Raw genomic sequence first — 14,821 nt, forward strand, 5'->3', positions numbered from 1 at the left:
TATCTAATCTAGCAAATGTATTTACTGCACATATAATCGGTGATTATAATTATAACTTAATAAAGAATGATAGTACATATTATATGATTGAATCTAGTTGCGATAAAGATATTAGTTTATTGTCTAGAGGAACAAATGAGTGTGCTATTTACTTTAGGCAAATGATACGGATACTTCATTATTTAGTGCTATAAATGAATTAATTGAAGGTGATAGAGAGGTAAATAGTGCTGCTACAAGTACTATATATATAAAATTTTTACTGAATTAATGATTCAAATTCTTTTACGACGGCTTGATAAAGTTTCCGTTTGAAAGGAATTATAATAGATAATAGCTCGTCAAGTGATGCCCAACGCCATTGGTCAAATTCCGGATTAGAGGTATTTATATTAATATCTTCGTTATTTCCGGTAAACCTAATTAAAAACCAGCGTTGTTTTTGTCCACGAAAATTACCATTCCACAATTTAGGTATTAAAAAGCTTGGTACATCATAACTATACCAGCATTTGCTTTCGGCAATAATATATCCTTTATCGCTTCCTATTTCTTCTAACATCTCACGCATTGCTGCAATACTTGGTGTTTCACCGGGAACTATCCCACCTTGCGGCATTTGCCATGCAGATATTTTTGTATCTATTCTTTTACCGACGAATATATGGTTATCAGCATTTAATATCATCATGCCGACCCCTGGTCTATATGGTAAATCAAGATGTTTTTTGGAAGAATTTCTCATTATTTTTTTACTTTAAAAAATCAATTATAATTTTACTACTTTATTTTTACCCGTTGTTTTAGCTTCATACATAGCTTTGTCAGCACGTTCAATGAAAGATTCTATTGATTCTTCTTTTTTATATTCCGTAACTCCGATTGAAATAGTTTTTTTTAAAGGTTCAATTTGATCTTCAATATGAAAATCCATATATTCTATTTTAACTCTAACTCTCTCCGCAGTTTCAATTGCTTTAGAAATATCTATATCCGTTAAGAGTATAGTAAATTCTTCACCGCCGAATCTTGCTATTAAGTCTGTTACTCTGAGAGTATTCTTCAAAATACGGGATACAATTGTTAAAACCTTATCGCCTGCTTGATGACCGTAAGTATCGTTTACATGTTTAAAATTGTCGATATCGCACATAAGTAAATATAATTTAATACTTTCTTTATTAGCTTTCTCAATCATTTGTTTGAGATGTATATCGAAATAGCGACGATTAAATAAGCCGGTTAGACCGTCTTTAGCTGCTAAATTAACACTTTGTTCAAGATCATTACGTAAATTATCTTGATATTGCTTACGCCTTAATTGTGTTCTAATTCTAGCAAGCAACTCGCTTTCCTCTATAGGATAAACGAAATAATCATTAATACCGAGTTCAATACCTTTCACAACCAAAGGCATACCGTCTTCATCAATTTGTGAAATTATTACCACGCCGCTTATTTCTGCTTTACCTCTTAAAATAACACTGATCCTCAAAGGATCGTCATTTTCGAGCATACTACTGATAATTACTAAATCGGGGGTATATTCATTTATAATATCTAATTCATCGGAATTACTTATTACCTTTACGTTTTGGGTAATCTTAAGTAACATTTGTTTTATATTTTTAGCTTGTACCACATCATCATTAATTAGTAATATTTTTTTATCTGCAAAAATGTCATGCATTTCGATATTTGTTACGCCTAATAATGCATTAGTGCTATTACGAAGCTTTAACTCATCAATTAAACTTTTCATTCTAGATAGCGATTTAAGTCTTACAAATAGAGCGGTATCGTTAATCGGCTTTGTTAAAAACTCATCAGCTCCTGCCTCAAGACCTTTAACTCGATCATCAATATCGGAAAGTGCAGTTACCATTACAACCGGTATATGAGTAGTTTCCGGATCGGTTTTTATCGTTTTACATACCTCAAATCCATCCATTTCCGGCATCATAACATCAAGTAGTATAATATCAATTTTTTCCTTTTTAAGAATTGCTAATGCTTCTTTGCCGCTATTTGCAGTAAGAACCGTATAATACTCTTTTAAAAGTTTGGCTGTCAGTAACTTAATATTGGTTTCTATATCATCTACTACTAATATTGTGGTCATAAGATTAAATTCTTGTTTTTAAAGGAAATAATTTGTATATTTATACTTTAATTTTAAGTCTTAAATGTATAATATATGAAAATTTCAGCAAATTCAATTAGAACAGGTAACATATTAGTTTATAATAATGATTTATGGGTTGTAAGCAAAGCACCGGAACATACTCAACCAGGGAAAGGTGGAGCTTATGTACAAGTTGAGATGAAAAATTTAAAAACAGGGACAAAGCGTAACGAAAGATTCAGTTCTTCCGATTATTTAGAAAAAGCCGAACTTGAACAAAAAGATTATCAATTTTTATATTTTGAAGGTGATGATTTGGTATTGATGGATACCAAACATTTTGATCAAATAAATGTTCCAAAGGAAATTTTAGAAGAAAAATTACCTTTCTTAACTGAAAATATGATTGTTAAAGTCGAATTTTATAATGAAAAGCCTTTAAATATTGAGCTTCCTCCAACTGTTATACTTGAAATTAGTGAAACTGATCCGGTAATAAAAGGAGCAACCGCTACCGCTTCTTATAAACCGGCAATTTTAGAAAACGGTATTAAAGTTAAGGTCCCGCAATATTTAGAAATAGGAGAAAAAATTGTTGTTAAAACCGATGATATAACATATGTCGAGCGAGCTAAATAAATTTCCATTATGCAACCTATAACTAATTTATTAATTAATGTCCTGCGTAAAGCAGTTAAGTTTTTGCATAGAGATTTTTTAGAACTCGAAATGTTGCAAAAAAATTCTGTAAGAAACGAAGAATTTTGTAAGCGATCTTATTTAAGATTAAAAACTTTATTATGTGAAGAATTACAAAAACATACACAATATTTATTTTTTCCAGAGGATCAATTCGATTTAAATAATAATTATGAGAGTGTCTTTTTAATTAATCCTATAGATAGCCCAAATAATTTCGCTAGAAGCATACCTTTTTTTGCGATATCCGTAACTTATTTAAAAAGGAATCAAGAAGTTTTAACTCCTACTTCTATAGTAATATATTTCCCTGCTCTTAATGAAATTTATTATGCTGAAAAAGGTAAAGGAGCTTGGATAGAAAAAAATAATTTAAACTCTAATTATCAAGGATTAAGACTTAGAGTTTCCGATAATGCAGATTTAAAGAACTGTTTAGCAATTATTGAAGATGTAAATCATAATGATTTGGAGGAAATATACTCCTGTGAAATGAAGAGTGAGTATACGAAGATCAACTTGGAAAAGAGCAAGGAATCTTTAAGCCGAGGAGCGGAGCGTACAGAAGTACGTGAGCATTCGAGGACTTACAAAGATGACGTAGCCAATTTTTCAAGTTCATCGAGTATAAATAATATTAGATCTTTTGGCTCTCCTTGCTACGGGGCTACGCTTGTAGCTTCAGGTAAAGCGGATTTAATATGTTTATCATTATTAAATTTTACATTATATTATGCATTTGAGCTTCTTATTAAGGAAGCAGGCGGGATAATTATAGATTCTAGCGATAAATTTATATATTCAAATCGTTATATTGCTAAGAAACTTAAAAAATATTAGACAAGAAATTATTTTAGATTTGCATTTTTATTGTTAGAATATAATTATATTAATATAATTATTAATTCATAAAGTTATGACACATTATAAAGAGTTTGAATTTGACTGCGATTTTGGTGGACAAAGAGCCAAGTTTAAGTTTTATATAGGTACGCCTCAAGAAGGGCATCATCCGCTACAATTTCAAGCAAAATGGTTATCTGACGAAAGAGGCGGTACTATTCCTGATGAGGTTATGAAAGCAATATCACAGCTAAATGATATTGCCAAAAAAAACGGTGTTCCACTTCCGGATTTATGCGTATATGCTCTTGGTTCTGCTCAAGAAGCCCAAGCTACCCCTCAAGAAGAAGATGAAGATGAGAGTGAGAACCAAGAGGATAAAGCAGAGCAGGCATAGGCATAGTTAAAAATAATAAGGAGATTCATAGAGATTAAAATGAAACAATATAATGATTTATTTAAAATTATTCACCGCGAAGGATATATATTTATTGCTAGCTTTGCATTAGTAAGTTTTTTATTAGCATCATTTAATGAAAAACTTGGCTGTATTGGATTTATTGCTACTGCTTGGTGTATTTATTTTTTCCGTAATCCTGATCGCTTTGTACCTATAAGTGATGATCTGGTAATAAGTCCTGCAGATGGAATAATTCAAGAAATTAAGGAAACATTGCCGCCTCCGGAATTAGGGCTTGGTGATGTGGAAATGATTAGAGTTAGTATTTTTCTAAATATTTTTAATGTCCATGTTAATAGAATCCCAGCAAACGGAAAAATTTTAGCACTTCATTATAATCCAGGAAAATTTTTTAATGCTTCACTCGATAAAGCTAGTATTTATAATGAGCGTCAATCAGTATTAATGGAAACTGATCAAGGGCAGAAAATTGTTTTTGTTCAAATAGCCGGACTTATAGCAAGGCGTATAGTTTGTGATTTAGAAGAGGGTAATGAAGTTAAAACGGGCGAGCGATACGGTATAATTCGTTTCGGTAGCAGAGTAGATGTTTATCTACCGTTGAAAACAGCTTTATTAGTGAGTAAAGGGCAGACTGCTATAGGCGGTGAAACTATCATTGCTGATTTTGGACGTAAAAAGACAGCAGAATTTAAGTTTGAGAGGAAGTAGTCTCATAACTTTAAAACCCCATCATTGCGAGCAGCCGTAGGCTGCGTGGCAATCTCATGAAATAATAACAACCTCCTGAGGTTGCTTCGTCAAAACTTACAGTTTTTCCTCGCAATGACGTTATAAATACATTTTGAGTATAAAAATTGTTAAAAATTCGTAAATCTATAATAACTAAGCCTGTACCTCTAATAAAATTAATTCCCAACTTTATTACGTTGCTTGGTTTAGTAACTGGTATGAGTTCTATAAAATTTGCTTTGGATAGCAGATGGGAACTTGCGGTATATTGCATTATAGTAGCGGCAATTATTGACGGTATCGACGGTAGAATAGCAAGGATGCTAAATGCAGCTAGCCCATTTGGGGCAGAGCTTGATTCATTATGCGATTTTGCTAATTTTGGTATAGCTCCTGCTTATTTAATATATTTATGGTCTTTTCAACAATATGAATATAAGGTATTTTCATCAGCAGTAATGCTATTATTTATAGTGTGTATGGCACTACGTTTAGCTCGCTTTAATGTTGGTATTTATCAACCGAAACAAGATAAAAAAACTGAATATTTTTTTACCGGTGTACCTGCTCCATGTGGTGCTTTACTTGCTTTAACGCCTGTAATGATAGATTTTGAAATCGGTACGTTATTAAATATCAATACACGTACTCACACTATAACAATTAATATATATTTAGCTATTATAGCTTTTCTACTTGCTAGTAGGCTTCCTACAGTCTCAACAAAAAATTTAAGTATTAAACCTGAATATTTATCGCTTGCAATGATTTTAGTTGCTATTGTTATTATAAATCTTATCATATATCCATGGTATTCACTGCCGTTAATTGCAGTTATATATATTCTTTCTATACCAATTTGTTATTTTTTTAAACATAGAGGATGGTAAAGTTAATTATGCCGAGTGTATTACAACAAGCTATCGACAAATATAAACATCATCCATTTACTAAATATGTAATTATTATAGCCTTAATAATATTTATTTGGGATATAGAATTTATGTTTGGGCAAATACACAATCCACGGATAATGCTTACATAGATGCAGATATTTCAAATGTTAGTGCTGAAGTTAGCGGTGTTTTAACAAAGTTATTTGTTACCGATAATACTAAAGTTAATAAAGGTGATCTGATAGGTGAAATTGACGATAGAGATTATAAGGCAAAGCTTGCAGCACTTGAAGCATCTATTGAAGCTTGCATAAAAAATATAGAAATTATAGAGCAAAAAATCTCAATAGGGCAGATTAGCCTAGAGCAAGCAGCTGAAAAATTAAAGCTTACTAAAATAAGCTTTGATATTGTTTCAACAGATTTTAGTAGAGTGCAGGAATTAAATAAGGCAAAATTTGCTAGCTCTAAAACGCTAGATGATTCTAAAAACGCATATCAAAAAGCCAAAACGGATTATAAACAAGCACAGTTAGATTTAGATATATCTAAGCAAAATTTACAGCTTCTTGAGCTTGAAAAAGCAGCAGAACAGGGAAAACTTAAAGAGCTAACAGAAAATAAAAAAGTAACCTTAAGGAGCTTACAAAATACTAAACTTATTGCTATGGTACCCGGTATATTCGGTAATAGTAGTTTAGAAGTCGGAAATTACATAGTACCGGGTAGGGCATTGTTTTCTATAGTTCAAGATAATACTATGTATATTCAGGCTAATTTTAAAGAAACACAAATTAAGAAATTTAAGTCCGGCATGAAAGTCAAAATTGAATTTGATGCTTTGCCTAAAAAGGTAATTTACGGGAAGATTCGTAATATCGCTCCTGCTACCGGCTCTAAATTTAGTTTAATCCCGTCCAATGCTACCGGTAATTTTACTAAAATCGTACAACGTGTACCTGTTTTAATAGATTTTGAATCCCCAAATGCTAACCTAGTCCCCGGCATGTCAGCAATCGTATCCATTAGAACAGATCAAAGTACGTAATTTTTATTAAAAAATAGCAATAATTATTCTATTAAAAGTACATATTCTAGTATTATTTACTTATTACTTAAAAAGCTAATACCAAAAGTAATAATTAATATGCAAAGATATTTAGATCCCACTAATGATAGTTTATTTAAAGAAATCTTTCGTGATTTAGGAAGGTTAAAGGAATTTATTAATGCGGTTCTTGAACTACCTGAGGGGCTTAGAATCAAAGAAATAGAATTTATACCTGTAGAGCAAACACCTATTATCGATAAAGGGAAAAAAGCATATTTGATTTAAAGGTTAAAGATGAAGCCGGTAGCTGGTATATAATCGAGATGCAAAAAAGAAATGAAAGCGATTACTTAAAAAGAGTGCAATATTATTCTGCTCATTCTTACGTACAGCAACTTACACAAGGAATAAAGCATAAAGATTTATTACCGGTAATAGTTATTTCACTTATTAAGACTAAAATGTTTGATGATGAAGTATAGCTAGACCATAGGAAAAGGTACAGTTAAATAAACTTTAGTACGTGTTCTACAGCCATACTGATATCTTTGAATTTTGCCCCGTAACTTTTCTTATTTCGTTCTTAATCTTAAACCAATAATGTTCTATAGGATTTAAGTCTGGGCTATATGTAGGTAAGAATAAAATTCTGCACCCAACCGACTCGATTAATTCTCTTATTATATTATTCTTATGGAAGTTGATATTATCCATAATTACTGTTTGTCCAGGATGTAATTCTTTAGTTAATATAGTCTCTACATAGGTTGTAAATATTTCTTTATTACAATTTCCTTCAAATATTACTGGCGCTATAATTTGATTATTACGAAGCCCCGCTATCATACTGATCCTGGATTTATGTTGATACACTTTGTTTCCATAACATCTAGTACCTTTTATACTCCATCCATATTCTCTACAAACATTATCTTCTATTCCTGACTCATCAATGAATACTAGAGTTTCTTTAGAAATTTGCTGTATCTTTTCTATAAATTCATTCCTTAAACCAATATCCCTTTTGGGATGAAGATGACTTTTTTTTATAAGTGTAGCCTAGTAGTTTTCTATAGTAATTTATTCTAGTTCTTTGTAATCTATTACCTAGTATAATACTTAATTCTTTAGCTGTTTTATCATGATTATTAGATAATTAATTCTTCAAATTCTTATGTACCTATTTACTATGATCTAGCTATACCTTGTATAAGTCTTCATAAAATGCTTGAAACTAAAACAAATAAGCAATATTTATTTGATTTTTCCTATGTAGTTATAGAGCTTAAGAATGTTTGCTAAAGATAAGTTTGATAATATTATAGATGAGTGGCTACATTTATTTAAGTGTGCAGAAAACGAAACTAGTCCGCCTGCAAATATAAAGAGCGAGAAAGTATTAGATGCGTATAATGTAATAGAAATGCATAACCTAACTCCCGAAGAATATGACGCCTATATAAGAGCAAAATTAATGGAAGATGCTGAAGAAATAGCTTTGTCTGAAAATTTTGAAAAAGGGAAAGTTGAGGGAGAAGTAGTAAAAAGTATAAAAATAGCAAAAAAAATGCTAATCAAACAAAGACCTATAGCAGAAATTCACGAGATTACTGAATTATCTACAGAAGAAATAGAAAAGCTAAAAGCAGAAATAGAGAATTCCTGAAACTAGTTGATTAATTAATTGTACAAGTTACGACTTAATCTGACAGAGTTGAGTAATAAGGCAGCTTGATGGGCAATCATCAAATTGTCTGATATTCTCTCTATATTACCAATATTTTTATCTATATTACCAATATTACCAATATTTTTATCTTTAGCAATATAAAGTGAATCTGTAAAAGATTGCATTGGTGTTTTACCAAAGCAATGTTTACCGGAATGAGGTCTTGCATTATTGTAACTCACAAGCCAGTTATCTATATCTGTTTGCAATTCATCAAGTGAATTATAAAATTTTTTGCGGAATAGAATGTGATAGCACTCTTCCTGCATAGTTTTATGGAAACGCTCACAGATACCGTTGGTTTGAGGACTATATGCTTTAGTTTTGGAATGATCGATATTCTCAATGCCAAGATATAGTTGGTAAGCATGGTTTTCTGGTTTTCCACAATATTCCGTACCTCTATCAGTTAATATTCTAAGCAGAGGGATATCATGGTTTGCAAAGAATGGAATAACCTTATCATTTAAGTGGTCTGCAGCTGTAATAGCCGTCTTTTCGGTATAGAGTTTACAAATAGCTACTCCTCAATAGGTATCGACAAAAGTTTGCTGATAAATACGGCCTATGCCTTTAATATTACCAACATAGTAAGTATCTTGTGAACCAAGGTAGCCAGGGTGCATAGTTTCTATTTCACCACTAGCTTCACGTTGGTTTTTAACTTTTTCAAGAACAGCAAGTTGATTATCACTTAAAACAATACCATCATTTGCTACTTTAGTCTCTAGAGCTTTTAGACGTTTTTTGAAACTTTCTAAATCATGACGTAACCACACAGATCTAACTCCGCCACCAGAAATGATTATCCCACTTTTGCGTAATTCATTAGCAGCACGTTCCTGACCAAATGCTGGAAATTCAACAGCTATATTAACTACAGCATCCTCTATATTTGCGGGCACACGATTCTTAATGCAAGCTTTACGTCTAGTCATCTCATATAGAGCTTCCCCCTCCCCACCTTGATCATGGAGCTCTTTGTAACGATAAAATGTATCCCTGCTATAACCCATTACTTTGCAAGCTTGTGATACATTCCCTAATTGTTCAGCGAGTTTTAATAAACCGATTCTTGGCTTTATGATTTTTTCTTGATATGTTGTCATCTGACAGTCTCCTTTTTAGTAGGTTGTTAAAACTTGCCAGGTACTATCTTATCTTTTTTCTTCGTACCCAACAATCCTTAACTGTCAGATCAATTCTTTACTTTTACATATTATTTACCCCTTAACTCTGCTAATTCTTTTTTTAGTTTTATTACTAAAGTTTGTAATTTTTCAAATTCTTCGCGAGTGACGTAATGACCTTTAAGTATTTTATCCTCAATTATACCACAGCTTTTATCCGCTATACTGTTTAAGGCTTTTTGTGCTACGCTACTAGCTCCTACCACAACTTTTAAAATATTATTTGTTTTCATAGTACCTCTATAGATAAAGCATGCAGACCGCTATTAAATTCATCGGCAAGTAAGTTATTAATAGTGCGATGATTGGCAATTAGGCTTTTTCCCTGTAATGTTTCTGCAGCAATTCTTATTTTTATATGGCTGTGAATTCCGTCATAATGACTAGCATGTTTATAGCTTTCATCTATTATTTCTTGAAAATGTGGTTTTAACACACTTAATTTTTCTTGTATCCTTTCCATGCGGCTCATATTTTTATTTCATTTACAGTAAAAATGTCCTACTATTCTTAAGTATATAATTTTATGATAAAAATGGCAATGTCGGAATTAATAACGGATTATAAAGATTTACAAGATGAGATAGATAAATTGGAAAAAGGCGTATGTTTTGCTTGTAGATTAGTTAATTATGATGAAATAGAATTTATAGAGCAGGATAAGCATTTTATAATTGAAGATTTAGATCAAATCATTGAAGATGTAAGCAAAGAACTTAATATTTTTTCAAAGTTTAAGAAAATAAAGAAAGATAGAATATTATTTATCCTAAATACTACTGATTCTGACTTAATTAAAAATTTTGCTAGAAAATTATATTTATTTTCGCAGCTTTATATTAATGAACAGAAGCGGGCAATTTATATGAATTGTTATATTGCTAGTATTAAATTTCCAAAAGTAAGTAATAATGCTAAAGAAATTGAAAAAACATTAAATATGTTACTTTCACAAAATAATAATTATTATTACCGTGAATATAGCAGTACAGAACATGATTTGGAAAATATAAGAAAATCTAATCTTCAGCTTAACTTACTACGACAAGCCTTAGCAAAAAAGACTATGCGATTTGCTTATCAGCCTATAATAGATCGCAATACTATGAAGATTCATTATTATGAATGTCTGCTTCGTATACCTGACGAGAACGGCGTTTATATTTCCGTAGGTCCTATAATCCCTATTGCTGAAAATAAAGGATTAATTTTTATAATTGATCAAATTGTTTTGGAAATGACTGTTAACGAACTTGCCCGCAACCCAAACTTAATGTTAGCCGTTAACATTTCAAATATAGGAACAAGCGATGAAGCTTTATGGGAAATAGCAGAAAACTTATTAAAAGCTCATAATGTTCGGGATCATTTAATTATTGAAATTACGGAAACTTCTTTCAATGAGAATTACGATAAAATAACTTTATTTATTAATAAACTACGTAAGTACGGATGTAAATTTGCATTAGACGATTTTGGTTCGGGTTTTACTTCTTTTAAACAACTTCAAAGCTTACCAATTGATATTATTAAAATTGACGGTAAATATGTGCGTAGTATTACAAGTGACGTACAAAGTAGGTATTTCGTAGAAAGATTAATTAAAATTTCAGAAGATTTAGGTATTGAAACGGTAGCTGAATTCGTAGAAAACGGAGAAATAGCTAAATTTTTAATTGATCTAAAAGTTGGTGGGCTACAAGGGAACTTTTATTCCGAAGCAAAGTTTGATAGGGTGGATGAGGTTTAATTATTGTCATACTGCGACCTCGCTGACTTTATTGCATGGATACCAAAATCGTCATTGTGAGGAGCGAAGGGTCTTGTTGCATGGTTCGAGAAATCTGCTCGATGTCATTCCCGCGAAAGCGGGAATCCAGAAAAATAACTTCAATATTGATACAGAGGTTACATCATTTGATAAAATAAACATATAAAAACTTGTTTTTTATATGTTTTACTGGATTCCCGCTTTCGCGGGAATGACATAAACCGAGCCATGCAACAAGGCCAATGCCCGTTCGCAATGACATAAATTATAGTGCTTGACAACCTACATAAAAACCTATATGCAGAACTCAACTTTAAATGATTAAACTTAGATGCTGTTACTTGAATTAAAAAAAACTAATCAAATCTTAGAAACTATACATTTTATAGGTATCGGCGGCGTTGGAATGAGCGGTATTGCCGAGATATTACATAATCTAGGTTATAAAGTACAAGGTTCCGATTTAGTAGAAAATTATAATACTAAAAGGCTTGAGTCATACGGCATTAAAATATTTTTAGGACACGCCGAGCAGAACATTACCAATGTTTCGTATGTTGTTATTTCGTCGGCAATTAATCCAAATAATCCTGAAATAAAAGAGGCATTAGAACGTAAAATCCCAATTATTAGACGTGCGGAAATGCTTGCTGAACTTATGAGATTAAAATGTTCAGTAGCAGTTTCGGGATCGCACGGTAAAACCACTACTACTTCTTTAGTTGCTTGTTTATTTGAGGCAGCCGGTTTATGTCCTACGGTTATTAACGGTGGGATCATAAATAATAAATCGACTAATGCATATCTTGGTTCAAGTAATTATTTAATTGCGGAGGCCGATGAATCGGATGCGACGTTTATTCATATTCCATCAACTATTGCGATAATAACTAACATTGATCCCGAACATTTAGATTATTATAAAGATTTTGAAACATTAATTGGTGCTTTTAGAAGCTTTATTACTAATTTGCCGTTTTACGGTTTTGCCGTTTGTTGTATCGATCATAAAATAGTTCGTAAGTTAGTAGACGATATTACTGAAAGAAAGATTGTTACTTATGGAATCGATTCGGAAGATGCTCATATTATAGCGTTTAATATTAACACTGATATTGCCTTCTCTACTTTTGACGTAAAAATTAGTCTACCAAATGTACTAGGTACAACGATTATTGAAAAAATTACTATTCCAACGCCCGGAAGACATAATATTTTAAATAGTCTTGCTGCAATTGCCGTTGGCATAGAATTAGATTTTGGTATTAAAGCTATTAAAAATGGCTTTAATAATTTTAAAGGAGTAAAGAGGAGATTTACTAAAGTAGCTGAATATAATAAGGCTTCAATTATCGATGATTACGCTCATCATCCTGAGGAAATCAAAGCAACACTTGCGACGGCTAAAAATATAGCAAATAAACAAAACGGTAAAGTTATTGCTATTTTTCAGCCTCACAGATATTCAAGAATGCAGCATTTATTTGATGATTTTATGCTTTGCTTTGTTGATGCCGATATACTCTATATTACCGATATATATGCTGTAGGTGAAAACCCTATAGAAGGAATTACAGGACAAAGTTTAGTTGATAAGATTACTAAGAATAAGTATCACGATAAAGCAAATTTTCTAGCACAGCTAGATGATGCGGTTGGGGTTATTATAGATAATGCAGCTTCTGGTGATATGATAATTATGATGGGAGCAGGTAATATTTCAAGTTTTGCTAATGAATTAGATGGGAGATTGTCATCCCCGGGCGCCTTAAGCTGTCATACCGTGGCTTGACCGGTCTTGTTGCATGGCACTTATGTCATTTCCGAGAAAGCGGGGAATCCAGGGTAAAGCGAGATAAATCGAGCTTTAAAAAAATCTTTTAGATCAAGATTTTTTACTTTCTAAATAAAGTTTTTAAAAAGCTTTAAAGTACTGGATTCCCGCTTTCTCGGAAATGACATCGAGTCTTAAGTTGACACTCATGCACTTTTAGCTAGGAATGACATCCGTTCGTACAACATAGGGTCAAGCCACGGGGTGACAAAAGAGTGAAGATAACAGTAAAGCGAATAGCAGGACTAAATATGTTAATTTTACCGATAGTAAAAGGCGAGTATAAAAAAGATTATAATTTAAAACACTTAACATGGTTTAAAGTAGGCGGTAATGCCGAAATTTTCTTTAAACCTTTAGATAGCGAAGATTTAGCAAGTTTCTTAATACAAAATAAGCAAAAATTACCTATAACTACTTTTGGAGCAGGCTCAAATATTATTATAAGAGACGGCAGCATAGAAGGGGTCGTTATAAAACTTGGTCAGAATTTTAGCAATATTGAGTTTATAGATGATAATCATTTAGTAGTAGGCAGCAGCTGCCTTAATTATAATTTAGCAAAATTCTGTCAAGTAAATGCTATTTCCGGTTTTGAGTTTTTAGTAGGTATTCCAGGGACTATCGGCGGCGGTGTTGCTATGAATGCCGGTGCTTACGACTCTGAATTTAAAGATATTATAGTGAAGGTTGAAGCGATTGACTTTGCAGGAAATTTTCGAGCATTCACAAATGAAGAAATCGGTTTTAAATATCGCAGTAATAATTTACCGAAGGATTTAATTATTCTCAAAGCTGTTTTTAAAATAAATAAAGGCGATAGTGAAAATATATTATTACGGATGAATGAAATAAATAACGCAAGATCATCTACGCAGCCTATTAAAGAGCGTACGGGCGGTAGTACTTTTGCAAATCCTGAAGGGCTTAAATCTTGGGAACTTATTGACAAAGCGGGGCTTAGAGGTTATAGAATAGGCGGTGCTTCAATGTCGGAGCTTCATTGTAATTTTATGATAAATAACGGTGATGCTACCGCTAAGGATTTAGAAGATTTAGGTGATTTTGTCCGGCAAAAAGTATTTGAAAATAGCGGTGTTAAGTTAGAGTGGGAGATTAAGAGAATCGGATGTCATCGGGGCTTGCCCCCGGTATCCAGAAATTTAATAATATAATGAACAATATTATGTATATATATTAGCTAGCGGGCATTATATATTGGAGTAACTTCAAATATTATAAAACGTATTTATGAGCATAAGCATAAAATAATCAAAGGATTTTCTTCTAAGTATAACATAAATAAATTAGTTTATTTTGAGCAATATGACAATATTATAGCTGCAATTAATCGTGAAAAGTTATTAAAAGAATATAAAAGACAGTGGAAATTAAATTTAATTGAGTCTCAAAATCCAGAATGGCATGATTTATATGAAAAAATTATTTTATAATTTTTTTACTGGATCCCGTGGACAAGCCACGGGATGACACGGAACGTACCAACCATGGTATGAAATTAATATAAGG

Annotated in this window: 15 protein-coding genes and 4 pseudogenes; 13 read left to right on the forward strand and 6 right to left on the reverse strand. The window is 31.9% G+C overall.

The genetic code is table 11. The features are described 5' to 3' along the window. Nucleotides 1–259 precede the first annotated feature (259 nt). Both RMONA_RS03310 and RMONA_RS03315 read right to left on the reverse strand, forming a co-directional pair. Entirely contained in the window at nt 260–745 is a 486-nt protein-coding gene (locus RMONA_RS03310; protein WP_008580323.1) for an RNA pyrophosphohydrolase, read from the reverse strand. A gap of 24 nt (nt 746–769) precedes the next feature. Then, nucleotides 770–2,122, reverse strand: a complete 1,353-nt coding sequence (locus tag RMONA_RS03315; RefSeq protein ID WP_023507646.1) for a PleD family two-component system response regulator — start codon at nt 2,120–2,122, stop codon at nt 770–772. Nucleotides 2,123–2,197: 75 nt separating this feature from the next. Between RMONA_RS03315 and efp the strand changes: the two genes are divergently transcribed. From efp to RMONA_RS08165, 8 genes and pseudogenes are all read left to right on the forward strand, one after another. Continuing rightward, entirely contained in the window at nt 2,198–2,764 is a 567-nt protein-coding gene (gene efp, locus RMONA_RS03320) for an elongation factor P (protein ID WP_023507647.1), read from the forward strand. 9 nt (nt 2,765–2,773) lie between these two features. Next, on the forward strand, nt 2,774–3,664 hold the full coding sequence (locus tag RMONA_RS03325; RefSeq protein WP_023507648.1) for an inositol monophosphatase family protein: 891 nt from the start codon (nt 2,774–2,776) through the stop codon (nt 3,662–3,664). Between the two features lie 76 nt (nt 3,665–3,740). Further along, entirely contained in the window at nt 3,741–4,064 is a 324-nt protein-coding gene (locus RMONA_RS03330) for a DUF2610 domain-containing protein (RefSeq protein ID WP_023507649.1), read from the forward strand. 39 nt (nt 4,065–4,103) lie between these two features. Continuing rightward, nucleotides 4,104–4,799 (forward strand): phosphatidylserine decarboxylase, encoded by a 696-nt coding sequence (locus RMONA_RS03335; protein WP_023507650.1) that lies wholly within the window; start codon nt 4,104–4,106, stop codon nt 4,797–4,799. A 146-nt stretch (nt 4,800–4,945) separates the two neighbouring features. After that, nucleotides 4,946–5,710, forward strand: coding sequence for a CDP-diacylglycerol--serine O-phosphatidyltransferase (pssA, locus tag RMONA_RS03340; RefSeq protein ID WP_023507651.1), 765 nt, complete (start codon nt 4,946–4,948; stop codon nt 5,708–5,710). 8 nt (nt 5,711–5,718) lie between these two features. Beyond that, nucleotides 5,719–6,764 (forward strand): annotated as a pseudogene (locus tag RMONA_RS03345) (HlyD family secretion protein). Nucleotides 6,765–6,863: 99 nt separating this feature from the next. Then, nucleotides 6,864–7,052 (forward strand): hypothetical protein, encoded by a 189-nt coding sequence (locus tag RMONA_RS03350; protein ID WP_023507654.1) that lies wholly within the window; start codon nt 6,864–6,866, stop codon nt 7,050–7,052. A 38-nt stretch (nt 7,053–7,090) separates the two neighbouring features. Next, a complete protein-coding gene (locus tag RMONA_RS08165) occupies nt 7,091–7,249 on the forward strand; it encodes a PD-(D/E)XK nuclease family transposase (protein ID WP_023507655.1) in 159 nt (52 codons plus the stop codon). A gap of 23 nt (nt 7,250–7,272) precedes the next feature. Here the strand turns inward: RMONA_RS08165 and RMONA_RS08170 are convergent. After that, nucleotides 7,273–7,939: pseudogene (locus tag RMONA_RS08170) on the reverse strand (IS630 family transposase); the annotation flags it as partial. 119 nt (nt 7,940–8,058) lie between these two features. On the opposite strand from RMONA_RS08170, the gene RMONA_RS10240 reads away from it, so the two are divergent. After that, on the forward strand, nt 8,059–8,433 hold the full coding sequence (locus RMONA_RS10240; protein ID WP_242402831.1) for a hypothetical protein: 375 nt from the start codon (nt 8,059–8,061) through the stop codon (nt 8,431–8,433). Between the two features lie 14 nt (nt 8,434–8,447). On the opposite strand, the pseudogene RMONA_RS03370 reads toward RMONA_RS10240, so the two are convergent. The 3 genes and pseudogenes from RMONA_RS03370 to RMONA_RS03380 form a co-directional block, all read right to left on the reverse strand. Then, a pseudogene (locus tag RMONA_RS03370) lies at nt 8,448–9,605 on the reverse strand (IS481 family transposase). Between the two features lie 110 nt (nt 9,606–9,715). Next, nucleotides 9,716–9,919 (reverse strand): hypothetical protein, encoded by a 204-nt coding sequence (locus RMONA_RS03375; RefSeq protein WP_023507658.1) that lies wholly within the window; start codon nt 9,917–9,919, stop codon nt 9,716–9,718. Continuing rightward, nucleotides 9,916–10,158, reverse strand: a complete 243-nt coding sequence (locus tag RMONA_RS03380) for a BolA family protein (RefSeq protein ID WP_008580310.1) — start codon at nt 10,156–10,158, stop codon at nt 9,916–9,918. The genes RMONA_RS03375 and RMONA_RS03380 overlap by 4 nt, the downstream gene beginning before the upstream one ends. 54 nt (nt 10,159–10,212) lie before the next feature. Between RMONA_RS03380 and RMONA_RS03385 the strand changes: the two genes are divergently transcribed. The 4 genes and pseudogenes from RMONA_RS03385 (at nt 10,213) to RMONA_RS08175 (ending at nt 14,745) form a co-directional block, all read left to right on the forward strand. Further along, nucleotides 10,213–11,436, forward strand: coding sequence for an EAL domain-containing protein (locus RMONA_RS03385; protein WP_023507659.1), 1,224 nt, complete (start codon nt 10,213–10,215; stop codon nt 11,434–11,436). A 352-nt stretch (nt 11,437–11,788) separates the two neighbouring features. After that, nucleotides 11,789–13,249 (forward strand): UDP-N-acetylmuramate--L-alanine ligase, encoded by a 1,461-nt coding sequence (gene murC / locus RMONA_RS03390; RefSeq protein WP_046058388.1) that lies wholly within the window; start codon nt 11,789–11,791, stop codon nt 13,247–13,249. A 293-nt stretch (nt 13,250–13,542) separates the two neighbouring features. Then, nucleotides 13,543–14,466, forward strand: a complete 924-nt coding sequence (gene murB, locus RMONA_RS03395) for a UDP-N-acetylmuramate dehydrogenase (protein WP_023507661.1) — start codon at nt 13,543–13,545, stop codon at nt 14,464–14,466. Between the two features lie 19 nt (nt 14,467–14,485). After that, nucleotides 14,486–14,745: pseudogene (locus RMONA_RS08175) on the forward strand (GIY-YIG nuclease family protein). The last annotated feature ends 76 nt before the right edge of the window (nt 14,746–14,821 follow it).

It is taken from the genome of Rickettsia monacensis, assembly GCF_000499665.2.
GTDB lineage: Bacteria > Pseudomonadota > Alphaproteobacteria > Rickettsiales > Rickettsiaceae > Rickettsia > Rickettsia tamurae.